The following is a 14,911-nucleotide window of genomic DNA, read 5'->3' on the forward strand; positions in this document are numbered from 1 at the left end:
GGCGCCCGCGGCGGCCGGGGACCGGCGCCGGCTCGGACACGCGCCGTGGGCGTCACTCCACCGCGGTGCTGTCGACGGTCCAGGCGCGGGCGCGGTCGCTGAGGGTGACACCCAGGCCGGGGCGGGCGGAGAGGTGCATGCGCCCGTCGGCGATCTCCAGGTGCTCGTTGAACAGCGGGTCGAGCCATTCGAAGTGCTCGACCCATGGCTCGCGCGGGAACGCGGCGGCCAGGTGGATGTGGATCTCCATGGCGAAGTGCGGAGCCATCTCCAGCCCGCGCTGGTCGGCCATGGCCATCACCTTGAGGAACTGCGTGATCCCGCCGATGCGGGGCGCGTCGGGCTGCACGATGTCCGCGCCGCCTGCGCGGACGAGGTCGGCGTGCTCGGTCACGCTGGTCAGCATCTCGCCCGTGGCGACCGGGGTGGCGCCGCCGGCGGCCAGCGCGGCGTGTCCGGCGAAGTCCTGGGCGTCCAAGGGCTCCTCGATCCACACCAGGTCGAACTCCTCCAGTGCGCGGCACATCCGCCGCGCGGTGGCGCGGTCCCACTGCTGGTTGGCGTCGACCATGAGGGGCACGTCCGGGCCCAGGTGCTCGCGCACCGCACGCACCCGGGCGAGGTCCACAGTGCTGTCGGGGTGGCCGACCTTGAGCTTGACGCCGCCGATCCCGGCTTCCACCGCCGCGTTCGACTTCTCCAGGACCTCCTCCACGGGCGCGTTCAGAAAGCCCCCGGAGGTGTTGTAGCAGCGCACCGAGTCCCGGTGAGCGCCGAGCAGCTTGGCGAGCGGCAGCCGCGCGCGCTTGGCCTTGAGGTCCCACAAGGCGATGTCGAAGGCGGCGATGGCCTGGACTGCGAGACCGCCGCGGCCGACCGACGCCCCCGTCCACGCGAGCTTCTCCCAGATCTTGGCGATGTCGCTGGGGTCCTCGCCCAGCAGGGCGGGGGCGATCTCCGCGGCGTGGGCGAACTGGCCCGGCCCTCCGGCCCGCTTGGAGTAGCTGAACCCCACCCCGTCGAGTCCCGACTCGGTGGAGATCTCGGCGAACAGCATCGCCACCTCGGTCATCGGGCGCTGCCGGCCGGTGAGGACCTTGGCGTCGCTGATCGGGGTGTCCAGGGGCAGGGTGACCGAGGACAGCCGTACCGCGGTGACGCGGTCCACCGTGGCGGGGCCGGAGGCGACCAGGGCGGAGTGGGCGGAGGTGCTGGTGGGCATCGGCGGCGGTGTCCTTTCGCGGCAGGTCGCGGCCACGGAGGACCGAGGGGGTCCGAGGGCCAAGGGGACGACGAGAAGGGGGGAGGGGGAGCGGGGGGCACGGAAGGCGGGGCGGGGCGCCCCGCCTCCCGTGCCCTGGCGGTGCCTCAGCTTTCGCGGACCTCGTCGATGGCGGCCATGACTTCGCTGTACTTGCCCTTGCGGGCCTCGTCCAGCAGGCCCGACACAGAGTCCTGGAACTCGGCGGTGTCCACTTCGTGGATCTTGATCCCGGCGTCCTTCATCTCCGCCAGGGACGACTCGACCTCCTCGTCCCACAGCTTGCGCTGCTCGGCGATGGACTCCTGTGCGGCGTCGCGCAGCAGCGTCTGGTCCTTCTCGCTGAGGGAGTCGAACAGGTCGGCGTTGATCATCAGCACCTCCGGGATGCGCTGGTGCGCGTCCATGGTGAAGTGCTTGGCCAGCTCGTAGTGGCCGCTGCTGACGTAGCTGGGCTCGTTGTTCTCGGCGCCGTCGAGGACCCCGGTCTCCAGCGAACTGTAGACCTCGCCATAGTCCATGGTCACGGGGGAGCCGCCCATGGCCTCGACCATGTCGGCGTTGACGGACCCCTCGATGACGCGGATGTTCAGACCCTTCAGGTCGTCGGGGGAGGTGACGGGCTTGTCCACAGTGTAGAAGTTGCGGGCGCCGGCCTCGTAGTAGGCGAGGCCCACGAAGCCGCTCTCGCGGAGGTCGTCCAGCATCCCCTGGGCGTAGTCGCCTTCGAGGAACCGCCACAGGTGCTCTTCGTCGTCGAAGAGGTAGGGCATCGAGAACACCCCGAACGCGGGCACGAACTCCGCCACGGGCGCCGTGCTGACCCGGGTCATCTCCGCGGCGCCCATCTGCACCTGCTCGATGACCTCGCGCTCCTCACCGAGCTGGGCCGAGTGCCGGACGCTGATGTCGATGCGGCCGTCGGTCTGCTCGCGGACGCGGTCGGCGAACCAGATGTCGGCCTGGGTGGTCGGGTACTTCTTCGGGTGGGTCTCGCCCAGCGACCACTGCTGGCCGTCGCCACCGCCGCCACAGCCGGTGAGGGCGAGTGCGCCGACCAGTCCCAGCGCGGCAAGTGTTCGTAGAGGTCGTGTCAGCTTCTGCATGAGGAACTCCTCGGAGGAGAGGGGACGGGCCCGCTAGATGCCGGCCAGGGACGGCAGCCAGAGCGAGAGGGCGGGGATGAAGGTGATGGCCAGCAGCACCAGCAGCATGGGCACGTAGAACGGAAGTACGCCGCGGGTGGCGTCCTCCACCCGCACGTCGCCCACCGCGGCCCCGACGAACAGGACGCCGCCGACCGGGGGCGTGATCAGGCCCAGGCCGAGGTTGAGCATGAGCATGACGCCGAACTGGACGGGGTCCATGCCCACGCTGATCGCCACGGGCAGGAGGATGGGGGTGGTGATCAGGATGAGCGGGGCCATGTCCATCACGGTGCCGAGCGCCAGCAGCATCAGGTTGATGAGCAGCAGCACCACGATCGGGTTCTCGGACATGCCGGTCAGCGCCTGGGTCAGCGCGGCGGGGATGCGCAGCTGGGTCATCAGGTAGCCGAAGGCCCCCGCCGAGGCGATGAGGAACAGCACCGACGACAGTGTGCGCATGGACCGGTTGAGGACCCCGATCAACCCGCGCGGGGTCAGCTCCCGGTAGATCACCAGCGCCACGATCAGCGCCCATACGCAGGCGATGGCCGCGGACTCCGTGGCGGTGAACACGCCGCTCATCACGCCGCCGATGATGATCACGGGTGTGAGCAGGCCCAGCATGCCCTGCCAGATCACCCGCGGCCACTCCCGCAGGGGGACGCGTTCGCCCTTGGGGTACTTGCGGCGCCATGAGAGGTAGTAGGTGAGTGCCAGCAGCGCCAAGGCGAGCAGCAGCCCCGGAAGGACTCCCGCGAGGAACAGCGCACCGATGGACACGCTGCCGCCCGCGGCCAGCGAGTAGATGATCATGTTGTGGCTCGGCGGGATCAGCACGCCCTGGATCGAACTCGAGACGGTGACCCCGACGGAGAAGCGGGCGTCGTAGCCGCTGCGCTTCATCATCGGCACCATGACCGAGCCGATCGAGGAGGTGTCGGCCACCGCCGATCCGGAGATGCCGCCGAAGAAGGTGCTGGCCACCACGTTGAGCATCGCCATACCGCCGCGGAGCCGCCCGATCAGCAGGTTCGCAAGGTCGATGAGCCGGCGGGAGATCCCGCCCGCGCCCATGATCTCCCCGGCGAGCACGAAGAACGGGATCGCGAGCAGGGGGAAGGTCAGCAGCGCGTTGACGATCTGCTGGCCGACGACCGGCAGGGGGATCTGCAGGTAGAGCGCGGTGCACAGCGAGGCCAGGGACAGCCCGAGGGCGATCGGGATGCGCAGCGCCAGGGCGGCCACGAACACCCCGATGAGGATGGCGACGGCCAGGGGGTCACCGATCATCGTCGTCCTCCTCGGGAGCGGGTTCGGCCTCGGTCTCCTCGGCGGTCCGCGACTGCGCGGGTTCGGCTGCGCGACGCGGGCCGGCGGTCAGTCCTTCGCCGGAGATGGGCACCGCCTCGATTCCGGGCGCCGCGGCGATGTCGTGTGCGCCGTCCTCCTCGCCGGGCGGGCGCGTGTCCCGGCGGGTGTCGACCCCGAGCAGCTGCAGCACGCTGTACACGGCGACCAGCACGCCCGTCACCGGCATGACGGCGTACTGCACCGAGGACGGCAGGCCGGTCGCCGGAAGGGTGGTGCCCGCGGTGGACACGGTGAACTGCCAGCCCTGGAACACCAGGTAGAGGGCGAAGGCGAGGAACGCCAGCGGGGTCAGCGTCTCCGCGGCGGTCCGCAGCCTGCGCGGGAGCCGGTCGGTGATGAAGGTGACCCCGATGTGCGTGTGCTCCCGCAAGCCGATGGCGATACCGAGGTAGCCCACCCACGCCAGCAGGATGAGCGCGACCTCCGACCCCCAGCGCGGGCTGGCCTGGAGCACGTAGCGGCCGAACACCTGCCAGGTGACCACCAGCACCACCGCGGCCAGTGCCGTGAGCGCCAGGGTGTCGGTCGTGCGGTCGACCGCGCGCAGGACGCCGCGCGCGATCGACTGGAACTTGGGAGGCACGGCTATCGACCCCCTGCGGGTGCGGCGCGTTCGGCGAGGGCGCGGCGGACCTGCGACAGGCGGCGGGCCGAGGCCAGGCCGCCGTGGTAGACGTGGAACTCCGTGGCGCCCGATCCGGCGTACAGGTCGAGGCGCCGCTCCAGGTCGGCCGGGTCCGCCGGTCGCGGCGGCAGGGCGAGCACGTAGGCACCCACGCCCGCGTCCGCGGGCCGCGCGTGAGCGGCCAGCCCGGCCAGCCCGGCGGCGGCCTCCTCGTCGGGCGTCCAGCAGGTGCCCACGAGGCAGTCGGCGGAGAGACCGCTCGGGTCGTCGGCGACGGTGGCGAACGGCCCCGTGGCCCACGGGTCGGCGGAGGCGTGCAGCGCGACGCGGATTCCGGGACGAAGCTTGCGGGCCCGTGCCAGCAGCGACGAGCGCAGCTCCGAGGCGAGTCCGGTGCGTACCCTGCGCACGGGTTCGGCGAGCGGTCCGAGCGCCTCCTCAACCGAAGGCGGGGGCTCGGCCGCGTCGACCCCGGCGCGCACTCGGAGGACCAGCTCGGCCGGATCGGCGCCGGCGTCGCGGTAGCGCCGGTCGCAGGCCGCGCAGCAGCACAGCGACAGCAGGTCCAGCTGGACCGGGGTGTACTCCGCGCCCTCGGTCTTCTCGTGGTGGCCGCCGTGGCGGACGCCGAGCGGGCCGCAGGCCTCCAGGATCAGGCCGTCGGGTTCGCCGAGGGCGAGGATCTGCTCCACGAGGCGCGCGCAGTAGTCGCGGACCTCGGGGGATGCGGGGCACAGCGCGTACTCGTAGTGCTCGCCGAAAGCGTTGCGCACGGTCAGTTCCGGGTGGGCCGCGCCGAGCAGCGAGTTGTGGGTCAGCACCACCCACGCGGGCACGGCGAGGCCTGCGGCGCGCAGGGCCGTGCGGGCCGCGGCGAAGGGGTTGTCCCCGGCGACCCAGTCCGGGCTGCCGGGCACGAGCCTGCTGTCCTGGTACGCCTCGGGCGTGACGGGCACGTAGCAGGCGGCGTGCCGGGCGTGGACGAACCTGTGGCCGGGGTGGTGGGGAGTGGCGGCACGGGCGGTGTGGTAGGAGGCGGCGACCGCGACGGAACCGGCACCGAGGCCGGCCAGGCGGTCGGGGGCGCCGGGGTCGCCGACCACGTCCCAGGGGTAGGCGTAGACGGTATTCACCAGAACCTCGTCTTCGGCTGGTAGTCGGGGTGGAAGCGCCGCATGTAGGCGGTGTCGTCGCGCCGGCTGATCCCGCAGCGCAGGTACTGCTCGTGCATGGCCGCCAGCGCGTCGCGGTCCAGTTCCACGCCCAGCCCCGGCGCCTCGGGGACCGCGACCGCGCCGTCGCTGAAGCGCAGCGCGCCGGCGGCGACCACGTCCTGCCCGTTCTGCCATGGCGTGTGGGTGTCGCAGGCGTGGTTGACGTTCGGCACGGCGGCGGCGAGGTGGGTCATGGCCGCCAGGCTGATGCCGAGATGGGAGTTGGAGTGCATGGACAACTCGATGCCGAAGGTCCGGCACAGGGCGGCCATCTGGGTGGAGCGCCGCAGGCCGCCCCAGTAGTGGTGGTCGATGAGCAGGACGCCGATCGCGCCCCGGGCGACGGCCGGAGGCAGGTGGTCGGGGGTGACCACGCACATGTTGGTGGCCAGGGGCATGGGGGAGCGGGCCGCGACCTCGGCCATGCCGTCAATGCCGGAGGTGGGGTCCTCCAGGTACTCCAGCACCCCGTCGAGCTCGTCGGCGACCCGCACCGAGGTCTGGGGGGTCCAGGCCGCATTGGGGTCCAGGCGCAGCGGCATGCCGGGGAACGCCTCGGCGAGGGCGCGGACCGCCGCGATCTCCTCGTCCGGAGGGAACACCCCGCCCTTGAGCTTGATGGAGCCGAATCCGTAGTCGGCGACCAGCCGGCGCGCCTGGGCGACGATCCCGTCGGGGTCGAGGGCCGCGCCGAAGGGGTCTTCGGGGCCCCCGGGATGGGCGGCCCACTTGTAGAACAGGTAGGCGCTGTAGGGCACGGCCGAACGGACCGGCCCGCCCAGGAGGTCGACCAGCGGCCGGCCGGCAGCCTTGCCCTGGATGTCCAGGCAGGCGACCTCGAAGGCGGAGAACACGCCGTCGGCGGTCTTCTGGTTGCTGCCCGCACCGGTGAGGCCGTGCTGGTGGGTGACGACCGCCGAGCCCACGCACTCGGCGACCAGGGTGCCGATGCGGTGGAGGTCGTAGGGGTCGGTGCCCAGGAGCGCGTCGGCGGCGGCGCGCACCATCGCCAGGTGCGCCTCGTCGCCGTAGGTCTCCCCGAGCCCGGTGAGGCCGTCGTCGGTGGAGACCTCGACGATGCCCCGCAGTGCCCACGGCTCGTGCACGCCGGTGGCGTTGAGCAGCGGGGGATCGTGGAAGGCCACCGGGGTCACGGTGATGCCGCTGATGCGCACGGTCACCCCCTGGCCAGTCGCAGGCCGTCGTCGATGATGCGCTGGAGAACGGCCAGGTGCTCGGGACCGGGATCGACCAGGGGGGCGCGTACCGGGCCGACCGCGCGGCCCCGCAGCCGGGCCCCGGCCTTGACCAGGGACACCGCGTAGCCCGGGACGCGGTCGCGCAGTTCGGCGAAGGGCCGGTAGAAGCCGGAGAGCAGCCGCTGCACGACCACCTGGTCGTCGTTGCGCAGGGCCGTGTGGAAGGCCCCGGCGACCTCGGGGACGAAGGCGAAGGCGGCCGAGGAGTACAGGTCGAAGCCGACCGCCTGATATGCGGGTGCGGAGAGTTCCGCGGTCGGCAGGCCGTTGAACAGAAGGAACTCGTCGCCGACGGCCTCGCGCACCTCCAGCACGACGCGCTGCGCGTGCTCGATGTCGCCCAGGCCGTCCTTGAAGCCCACGACGAACGGCTCCTTGGCCAGGCGCGCGACGTCTTCGGCGGAAAAGCGCGCATTGCTGCGCTGGTAGATGATCACCGGCAGCGAGGACGCTTCGGCGACCTGGCGAACATAGGACTCGAGCCCTCCCCCGGGCCCCTGCACCAGGTACGGCGGCATCAGCAGCAGACCGTCCGCCCCGGCCTCCGCGGCGGCCCGGGCGCAAGCGCGGGCGTGGGGGAGGGGGCCGCCGGCGCCGCTGAGCACCGGTACCCGTCCGGCCGCGGCCCGCACGGCGGCGCCGACGAGCTGCCGGTACTCCGCGAGGTCCAGGGCATGGAACTCGCCGGTCCCGCACGCAGCGAAGACGCCGCCGGCACCGGCGTCGACGCCGTCGGCGACATGGTCGGCGAGCACCTCGGGCGCCAGATCGCCTGCAGTGTCGAACGGTGTGACCGGGAAGAACAGAAGGCCGTCTAACTGCATCGCATCTCTATCCACATATATGAACGAAAATCTCCCTTGTAAATGATGGCTAGAAATGTAAAATTTTCGATTACCGGTGTCAAGGGGGTGTAACGGGTGACTGTGCGACGAAGGGCCACGTCATGACGGTGAAGTCCGCTGATCGGACGCTCGAGGTCATGGAGGTGCTGGCGCGAGCGACCGCGCCGTTGTCGCTCGCCGAGCTGCATGAGGAGCTCGGCTATCCCAAGTCCAGCCTGTACGTGCTGCTGCAGACGATGGTCGAGCGGCGGTGGGTCGAGACGGACGCGCGCGGATCGCTCTACCGGGTGGGCGTACGCGCGCTGCTGGCCGGTACCTCCTACCTCGACCGCGATCCGGTGGTCCGCGCCGCCGCGCCGATCCTCGAAGAGGTCCGCAGCGAGGTCAACGAGACCGTGCACCTGGCGCGGCTCGACGGCGACAGCATCGTCTATCTGGCCAGCCGGGAGTCGCGGCACCAGCTGCGCACGGTCTCCCGCGTCGGACGGCGGCTGCCGGCCTACGCCACAGCGCTGGGGCGGGCGATCCTCTCCCAGCGTCGGGACGGCGCGGACCTGGTACCGGAACGCCCCGAGGCGCTCAGTCCGCGGGGTCTCACCGACCGCGAGGCGATCCTCGCCGAGCTGGACGAGTTCCGCCGGATGCACTACTCGAAGGAGTCCGAGCAGACCAATCTCGGCCTGGGCTGCCGAGCGGTGGTGCTGACCTACAACGACCCGGTGACCGACGCGCTGAGCTGCTCGGTTCCGCTGGCGCGCCTGGACGAGGAGCACGGCCGGCACATCGTGGCCACCCTCATCGACGCGTCCCGCCGCATCTCCGAGCTGCTTGCCCGATGAACCCGTCTGGAAGGGATTGCCATGACCGAGCGGATTCTCATCACCGGCGCCGCCGGAGGACTCGGGAGCCTGATGCGCCCCCGGCTCGCCCGGTCCGGGCGCGAGCTGCGGCTGCTCGACGTCGCGACGCCGACCGACCCCGCTCCCCACGAGGAGGTCGTCACCGCCAGCGTCACCGACGCGGCGGCGGTGGCCGAGGCCATGCGGGGCGTCTCCGCGGTGATCCACCTGGGTGGCCACAGCCTGGAGGGGCCGTGGGAGGACATCCTCGACGTCAACATCCACGGCAGCTACGTCGTCCTGGAGCAGGCGCGGCTGGCCGGCGTCCCGCGGGTGGTCCTGGCCAGCTCCAACCACGCCGTGGGCTTCCACCCCCGCGTGCCCGAGGTGCCCGACTACGCGTTCCCCCGCCCCGACACGTTCTACGGCGTGAGCAAGGTGGCGCTGGAGGCGCTCGGCAGCCTCTACCACGACAGCTTCGGCATGGACGTGATCGCCGTGCGCGTCGGCTCCTGCTTCGAGAAGCCCAAGGACACGCGCATGCTGGACCACTGGATGTCGCCCGACGACGGAGGGCGACTGTTCGAGGCGTGCCTCAGCGCCCCCTCGCCGGGGTTCCGTGTCGTCTGGGGCGTCTCGGACAACACCCGGCGGTGGACCTCGCTGGACGCCGCCCGGGCGCTGGGCTATGAGCCGCAGGACGACTCGGAGGTATACGCCGAGGAGAAGCGCGCAGCTGAGGGCGCCCCCGACCTCGACAGCCCGCCGCACAACCAGGTGGGCGGCTACTGGAGGCTCGCCGCCGCCGACCCGGAGAACCGCACTCCCCGGATCGACCGGGGATAGGAGCCGCCCCGCCCTTCCCGCGCGCGGTTCCGCGTCCCTGCGCCGACCGGACGCCGAGCCGCGCGCGGGCCGCGGCCTTCAGCGATGCGGACCAGGCGGCGCACGGCCGGGCCGCGAGTCCGGCGGCCGACCGGGTCAGCGGACTCCGCGAAAGAACGTCCTGATCTCGTCGGCCGGCAGGTCCGGCGCTTCCACGGCCGCGACGTGGCCGCCAGGCGCAGCGCCGCCGAGGCCGGTGCGCGCCCCGGTTCCGGGCGCCCCATGCGGCCCCGGCCACATCGCCCGGTGACGGGAACCACATCCAACCCTTGACCCCTGCTCCGTAATCGAATTAGTTTACTTTCAGCACAAATTAGGTGCGTCACAGCGCGATGGCCCTCCGTCGCCGACCGCACCCTTCGCCCTCATACATCCACCGGTGGAGCGATGCCCTCACACGAGCACGAAGGACACACATGGCCAGGGAACTCTCCCGCCGCCACCTGCTCTCCGCGGGATCGGCGGCCTCACTCGCCCTGCTGCTTCCCGGCTGCGGGTTCGGCATCGGCAGTTCTCGGCTGAGCGCAGGAGCCGCGATCTGGGACATCTCCACCGGCAGTGAGCAGCAGCTGCTCGACGACGTGGTGCGGAGGTTCAACCGCCGCAGCGACGGCGCGTCCGTTGCCGCCCAGTTCTTCCAGAACGACCCCTACAAGAACCGCCTGCGGACGTCGATGATCTCCGAAACGCCGCCCGAGGTGTTCTACAACTGGGGCGGCGGCCAGCTCAAGGCGTTCGTCGACGCCGGAGAGGCCGCCGCGATCCCCCCGTCGGTCGCCACCGACCGCTACTTCCCGTCGGTGATGGAGGCGGTGACCTTCGACGGGCGCGTCTACAGCGTCCCCAAGTCGGGCACGGCGCCCAAGGTCTTCTTCTACAACAAGGACCTCTTCGCCGAGCACGGCCTCAGCCCTCCGGAGAGCTGGAGCGACCTGCTGGAGATCGTCGGTGTCCTCTCCGACGCGGGCCTGGCCCCGATCTCCCTCGCCGGCAAGAACCTGTGGACGAACATGATGTACCTGGAGTACCTCGTCAACCGGGTCGGAGGCCGCGAGCCCTTCAGGGCCGTCCTCGCCGGCGAGGACGGCGCCTGGTCGCACCCGGCCTTCCAGCAGTCGGTCGCCATGATCCAGGAGCTCGTCGAAGCCGGCGCCTTCCCGGACGGGTTCGCGGCGCTGGACGCCGACACCAACCAGGACACCCAGCTCGTGTACTCGGGGCAGGCGGGCATGCTGCTCCAAGGCGCGTGGAACTACCAGCGGTTCGTCACCGACGCCCCGGACTTCGCCGGCGGCAGCCTGGGCTGGTTCCCCTTCCCCGCTGTCGAGGGCGCCGGCGGCGACGCCGGCGCCGTGGCCGGAAACCTCACCAACTTCTACGCCTTGAGCAGCGCCTCGCGGAACCGCGACCAGGCGGTCGCGTTCCTGGAGGAGGCGGTCATGAACGAGTACATGGTCGACCGGTTGATCGGGCTGGGACTGGCGCCGCCTGTCGAGGGCATCGAGGACCGGCTGGCCGAAAGCGACCGCTCCGAGTGGCTGCTGTTCATCTACCGGTTGGCGCGAGGCGCCACCCACTTCGACCTGTCCTGGGATCAGGCGCTGGCACCCGAGGTGGCCCAGGAGATGCTGACGAACCTCGGCCGCGTGTTCGCGCGGAGCATCACCCCCGAGCAGTTCTCCCAGAACATGAACCGCATCCCGAAGCGCTGAGCACGCCAGCCCCGGCCCGCGAACGGCGGGGCCCACCACGCCGCCCCACCCCGACACAGGGGAGACTCGTGTCTGAACCACGCGATCGGAAAGCGCCGCTGCTGCTGATGCCGGCGCTGCTGTTCTTCTCCGTCTTCGCTCTGGCGCCGCTGGTCGCGGCCGTGTGCCTGAGCTTCCTGCAGTGGAACGGGATAACCCCGCCGCAGTGGATCGGCCTGGACAACTGGGCCCGGGTGTTGACCGACCCGCTGACCCTGGACTCCGTCCGGCTGACCCTGCTGGTGATCGTCCTGTCCTGGCTGCTGCAGACCCCGGCCAGCATCCTGCTGGGCGTCTTCCTGGCGGGCCATCAGCGCTACCGCGCCGTGCTGGGGATCGCCTACTTCCTGCCGCTGCTGTTCTCGGCTGTGGCGGTCGGACTCATCTGGCAGGCGATCCTCAGCCCTCAGGGCGCGCTGAACACCCTGCTGCGCTCGGTGGGCGCCGACGCGATCGCCCAACCCTGGCTGGGCGACCCCGGCACCGCGATCTACGCCGTGATCATCGTGATCGCCTGGCAGTTCATCCCGCTGCACACGCTGCTCTACCAGGCGGCGGCGCGCCAGATCCCCCGCCAGCTCTACGAGGCAGCGCGCATCGACGGTGCGGGCACGCTCCGGCAGTTCTTCTCGATCACCCTGCCGCAGCTCAAGTACACCCTCATCACCTCGTCGATCCTCATCGTCAACGGCTCGATCACCTACTTCGACATCTTCTTCATCCTCACCGGCGGGGGCCCCGAGAACTCCACCCGGATCCTGCCGCTGCACATGTACATCACCGCTTTCCAGGAGACCCGGATCGGCTACGGCAGCGCGATCGCGGTCCTGCTGGTCGCGCTCGGGCTCGTGCTGTCCCTCGCGCTGCTGAGGATCTCGGGGTACTCGCGCATGGAGAGCCAGGCAGAGGGAGCGTGAGCCTTGGCAGGCACACACGGCGGTCCCGCCGACACGTCCGACGCCGCCGCCGGCCGGGCCTCCGGGCACCGGCCGCGGAGGTCCTTCCCGTTCGTCCCGCTGATGGGGATCGCCTGGTTCGCGGCGGCGTTCTATCCCGTCTACTACATGTTCATCAGCAGCCTGCGGGAGCAGGGCGACTACCTCGACGGCAGTCCGTGGCTCCCGCCGCTGGACCCGGTCGCGGGTAACTACACCGAGGTCCTCAGCAGCGGCCTGGCCCTGTACTTCCTCAACAGCCTGTTCGTGGTCACCCTGTCGGTGGGCCTGATCGTCTTCGTCAGCTTCCTGGCCGCCTACGTGATCGCGCGCATCAGCAGCCGGGCCGTACGCGGGGTCTTCACCACCTTCCTGATGGGGCTGGCGATCCCTCTGCAAGCGGCGATCATCCCCGTCTACCTGCTGATCGTTGAGATGGGGCTGTACGACACCCTTTACGCCCTCATCCCGCCCCAGGTGGCGTTCGGCATCCCGCTGACGGTGCTGATCCTGGTGAACTTCATCCGCGACATCCCCAACGACCTCTTCGACGCGATGAAGATCGACGGCGGAGGGCACCGGCGGACCCTGCGCACCCTCGTGCTCCCGCTCTCGCGGCCGGCCCTGGTCACCGTCGTCATCTACAACGCGCTGCAGGCCTGGAACAACTTCCTGTTCCCGCTGGTGCTGACGCAGAGCGCGAACGTGCGGACGATCCCGCTGGCGCTGCAGCAGTTCCAGGGCCAGTACGGAGTCGACGTCCCCGGGCTGATGGCCGCGGTGCTCCTGTCCACGCTGCCGATCGTGGTGCTCTACATCGTCGCCCGCCGGCAACTCCTGGGGGGTCTGACCGCCGGCTTCGGAAGGTGATTCGAACGGACCGGCGCGCCGCGGACGACCGCGCCCGCGGCGGCCGGTCCACGGTTGAGAGGAGTCAGGTTTGACTGGCGACGCCCTGCTGTCCGTCCGCGGCTCGACGCTCGTGGACCGCAACGGCACCACTGTCGTCCTGCGGGGGTTCGGCCTCGGCGGGTGGATGAACATGGAGAACTTCATCACCGGCTACCCGGCGAACGAGGAGGCGCACCGCCGCTCCGTCCGGCGGGTCCTGGGAGAGCGGAGGTACCACCTGTTCTTCGACCGGTTCCTGGAGTACTTCTTCACGGAGGAGGACGCGCGCTACATCGCCTCCCTGGGCCTCAACCTCGTCCGGCTGCCGATCAACTACCGGCACTTCGAAGACGACATGCGCCCCTTCGAGATCGACGAGTCGGGGTTTCGCCACCTGGACCGGGTCGTCGACCTGTGCGCCCGCCACGGCATCTACACGATCATCGACCTGCACGCCCTGCCCGGCTACCAGAACCAGCACTGGCATTCCGACAACCCCACCCACCGCGCCCTGCTCTGGCAGCACAAGCACTTCCAGGACCGCACGGTGCACCTGTGGGAGGCCATCGCCCGCCGCTACCGCGGCAACCCGTGGGTGGCCGGCTACAACCCGATCAACGAGCCGGCCGACCCGAGCGAAGAGATGATCATGCCGTTCTACGCCCGGCTCTACGAGGCGATCCGCGCCCACGACCCCGACCACGTGATCTTCCTGGAGGGCAACCGCTACTCCCAGGACTTCCACATCTTCGGTGAGCCCTGGGAGAACGTCGTCTACACCAACCACGACTACGCGCTTCCCGGTTTCGTCGACGGCGGCCCCTACCCCGGGGTGAGCCGCGGCACCTACGTCGACCGCGAGGTGCTGGAGGAGACGTTCCGGCGGCGCAGCGCCTACATGCTGGAGCGCGGCCTGCACGTGTGGGTGGGCGAGTTCGGTCCCGTCTACACCGGCGACCCCGAGGCCGACGCGATGCGCTACCGGGTGCTCCGCGACCAGCTGGAGATCTACCGGCGCTACGGCGCCAGCTGGGCCGTCTGGCTCTACAAGGACATCGGACTGCAGGGGGTCGCCTGCGCCGCGCCCGACTCGGCGTGGATGCGCCGAGTCGAGCCGATGCTGCGCAAGAAGGCGAGGCTGGGCGCCGACAGCTGGGGCGGAACCGAGGAGGGCATCACCGAGGTCATGGGGCCGATACGGGAGCTGTTCGCGCGGGAGTTCCCCGACTACGCGCCCTTCCCGTTCGGGGCGCCGCGCGACATCCAGGAGCTCGTGCGGCACATCCTGCTCTCAGAGCCCATGGTGGAGGAGTTCGCGGAGCTCTTCCGGGGGGTCACCGACGAGGAGATCGACACTCTGATGCGTTCCTTCCTGTTCGAGAACTGCCGCATCCGCACCCCTCTGGCCGAGGTCCTGGCCGAGCACTCCGGCACCGCCGCGCACGGAAGGTGAGGCCTGCTCCTGCGCACCCGCGCCGATCGCCCCGCGGCCCCGGCCCGCCGGTTCCGGCCGCCCCGGTCCGGTCACCGGGAGGCCGCCGGCGGCCGAGGACGAGGGGCGATCGGCGGCCCGGATGTGTCAGGCGGGCGCGGCGCCCAGGGTGCGCCCGGCGGGGCTGCGGGTGTGAATCCATGCGGGCAGGGCGGTCAGTGCCGCGCCGGCCAGGACGATGGTGAGGGCGGCGGCGACCAGCCACGCTCCCGGCGGTATGACCAGCCCGGTCCTGGACACCGCCCGCAGCAGCGCCGTCCGCTCCCCGGCCGATCCCGCGCACCGGCCCGTCCGCCACCCGCGGCTGACCCGGATAGGCCGAGATGACGCCGTCGAAAACCTTGGGCCACCTGCGCCGCCGCGGCCCCGGCCGGAGCCGGCCGGGTGGCCGCCGC

Annotated in this window: 14 protein-coding genes; 6 read left to right on the top strand and 8 right to left on the bottom strand. The window is 70.9% G+C overall.

Annotated elements, in window-relative coordinates; translation table 11 throughout:
* Positions 1-52 precede the first annotated feature (52 nt).
* The 7 genes from RM446_RS02035 to RM446_RS02065 all read right to left on the bottom strand — a co-directional run bounded on the left by RM446_RS02035 (position 53) and on the right by RM446_RS02065 (position 7,702).
* Complete coding sequence (locus RM446_RS02035) at positions 53-1,222, bottom strand: L-talarate/galactarate dehydratase (RefSeq protein WP_311543327.1); 1,170 nt, start codon at positions 1,220-1,222, stop codon at positions 53-55.
* Positions 1,223-1,368: 146 nt separating this feature from the next.
* A complete protein-coding gene (locus tag RM446_RS02040; protein WP_311543328.1) occupies positions 1,369-2,367 on the bottom strand; it encodes a TRAP transporter substrate-binding protein in 999 nt (332 codons plus the stop codon).
* A gap of 33 nt (positions 2,368-2,400) precedes the next feature.
* Positions 2,401-3,699 carry a TRAP transporter large permease gene (locus RM446_RS02045; protein WP_311543329.1) on the bottom strand — a complete coding sequence of 433 codons (1,299 nt, stop codon included), beginning with the start codon at positions 3,697-3,699 and terminating at the stop codon, positions 2,401-2,403.
* Entirely contained in the window at positions 3,689-4,363 is a 675-nt protein-coding gene (locus tag RM446_RS02050; protein WP_311543330.1) for a TRAP transporter small permease, read from the bottom strand. The genes RM446_RS02045 and RM446_RS02050 overlap by 11 nt, the downstream gene beginning before the upstream one ends.
* Positions 4,364-4,365: 2 nt before the next feature.
* Positions 4,366-5,538, bottom strand: coding sequence for a hypothetical protein (locus tag RM446_RS02055; protein WP_311543331.1), 1,173 nt, complete (start codon positions 5,536-5,538; stop codon positions 4,366-4,368).
* Positions 5,535-6,800: a glucarate dehydratase family protein gene (locus tag RM446_RS02060; RefSeq protein ID WP_311543332.1), complete on the bottom strand. Its 1,266-nt coding sequence runs from the start codon at positions 6,798-6,800 to the stop codon at positions 5,535-5,537. The genes RM446_RS02055 and RM446_RS02060 overlap by 4 nt, the downstream gene beginning before the upstream one ends.
* A complete protein-coding gene (locus RM446_RS02065) occupies positions 6,797-7,702 on the bottom strand; it encodes a 5-dehydro-4-deoxyglucarate dehydratase (RefSeq protein ID WP_311543333.1) in 906 nt (301 codons plus the stop codon). Before RM446_RS02065 ends, RM446_RS02060 begins: the two co-directional genes overlap by 4 nt.
* Before the next feature lie 122 nt (positions 7,703-7,824).
* Between RM446_RS02065 and RM446_RS02070 the strand changes: the two genes are divergently transcribed.
* From RM446_RS02070 to RM446_RS02095, 6 genes are all read left to right on the top strand, one after another.
* On the top strand, positions 7,825-8,562 hold the full coding sequence (locus RM446_RS02070) for an IclR family transcriptional regulator (protein WP_311543334.1): 738 nt from the start codon (positions 7,825-7,827) through the stop codon (positions 8,560-8,562).
* A gap of 21 nt (positions 8,563-8,583) precedes the next feature.
* A complete protein-coding gene (locus RM446_RS02075; protein WP_311543335.1) occupies positions 8,584-9,408 on the top strand; it encodes an NAD-dependent epimerase/dehydratase family protein in 825 nt (274 codons plus the stop codon).
* A 455-nt stretch (positions 9,409-9,863) separates the two neighbouring features.
* Positions 9,864-11,159, top strand: coding sequence for an ABC transporter substrate-binding protein (locus RM446_RS02080; RefSeq protein ID WP_311543336.1), 1,296 nt, complete (start codon positions 9,864-9,866; stop codon positions 11,157-11,159).
* A 68-nt stretch (positions 11,160-11,227) separates the two neighbouring features.
* Positions 11,228-12,115, top strand: a complete 888-nt coding sequence (locus tag RM446_RS02085) for a carbohydrate ABC transporter permease (protein ID WP_311543337.1) — start codon at positions 11,228-11,230, stop codon at positions 12,113-12,115.
* A 3-nt stretch (positions 12,116-12,118) separates the two neighbouring features.
* The gene (locus RM446_RS02090) at positions 12,119-13,003 is read left to right on the top strand and encodes a carbohydrate ABC transporter permease (RefSeq protein ID WP_311543338.1); all 885 of its coding nucleotides are present in this window, start codon (positions 12,119-12,121) and stop codon (positions 13,001-13,003) included.
* Positions 13,004-13,073: 70 nt separating this feature from the next.
* Positions 13,074-14,477 carry a glycoside hydrolase family 5 protein gene (locus RM446_RS02095; RefSeq protein WP_311543339.1) on the top strand — a complete coding sequence of 468 codons (1,404 nt, stop codon included), beginning with the start codon at positions 13,074-13,076 and terminating at the stop codon, positions 14,475-14,477.
* Between the two features lie 126 nt (positions 14,478-14,603).
* Here RM446_RS02095 and RM446_RS02100 read toward each other — a convergent pair whose 3' ends face one another.
* Positions 14,604-14,756, bottom strand: a complete 153-nt coding sequence (locus tag RM446_RS02100; RefSeq protein WP_311543340.1) for a hypothetical protein — start codon at positions 14,754-14,756, stop codon at positions 14,604-14,606.
* Positions 14,757-14,911: the final 155 nt, after the last annotated feature.

The sequence above is a fragment of the Streptomonospora wellingtoniae genome (assembly GCF_031845375.1).
In the GTDB taxonomy this organism is placed as follows: domain Bacteria; phylum Actinomycetota; class Actinomycetes; order Streptosporangiales; family Streptosporangiaceae; genus Streptomonospora; species Streptomonospora wellingtoniae.

Excerpts from the sequence above, each read along its gene's own strand:
- RM446_RS02035 (WP_311543327.1), bottom strand. The coding sequence starts at position 1,222 with ATGCCCACCAGCACCTCCGCCCACTCCGCCCTGGTCGCCTCCGGCCCC.
- RM446_RS02040 (WP_311543328.1), bottom strand. The coding sequence starts at position 2,367 with ATGCAGAAGCTGACACGACCTCTACGAACACTTGCCGCGCTGGGACTG.
- RM446_RS02045 (WP_311543329.1), bottom strand. The coding sequence starts at position 3,699 with ATGATCGGTGACCCCCTGGCCGTCGCCATCCTCATCGGGGTGTTCGTG.
- RM446_RS02065 (WP_311543333.1), bottom strand. The coding sequence starts at position 7,702 with ATGCAGTTAGACGGCCTTCTGTTCTTCCCGGTCACACCGTTCGACACT.
- RM446_RS02070 (WP_311543334.1), top strand. The coding sequence starts at position 7,825 with ATGACGGTGAAGTCCGCTGATCGGACGCTCGAGGTCATGGAGGTGCTG.
- RM446_RS02075 (WP_311543335.1), top strand. The coding sequence starts at position 8,584 with ATGACCGAGCGGATTCTCATCACCGGCGCCGCCGGAGGACTCGGGAGC.
- RM446_RS02080 (WP_311543336.1), top strand. The coding sequence starts at position 9,864 with ATGGCCAGGGAACTCTCCCGCCGCCACCTGCTCTCCGCGGGATCGGCG.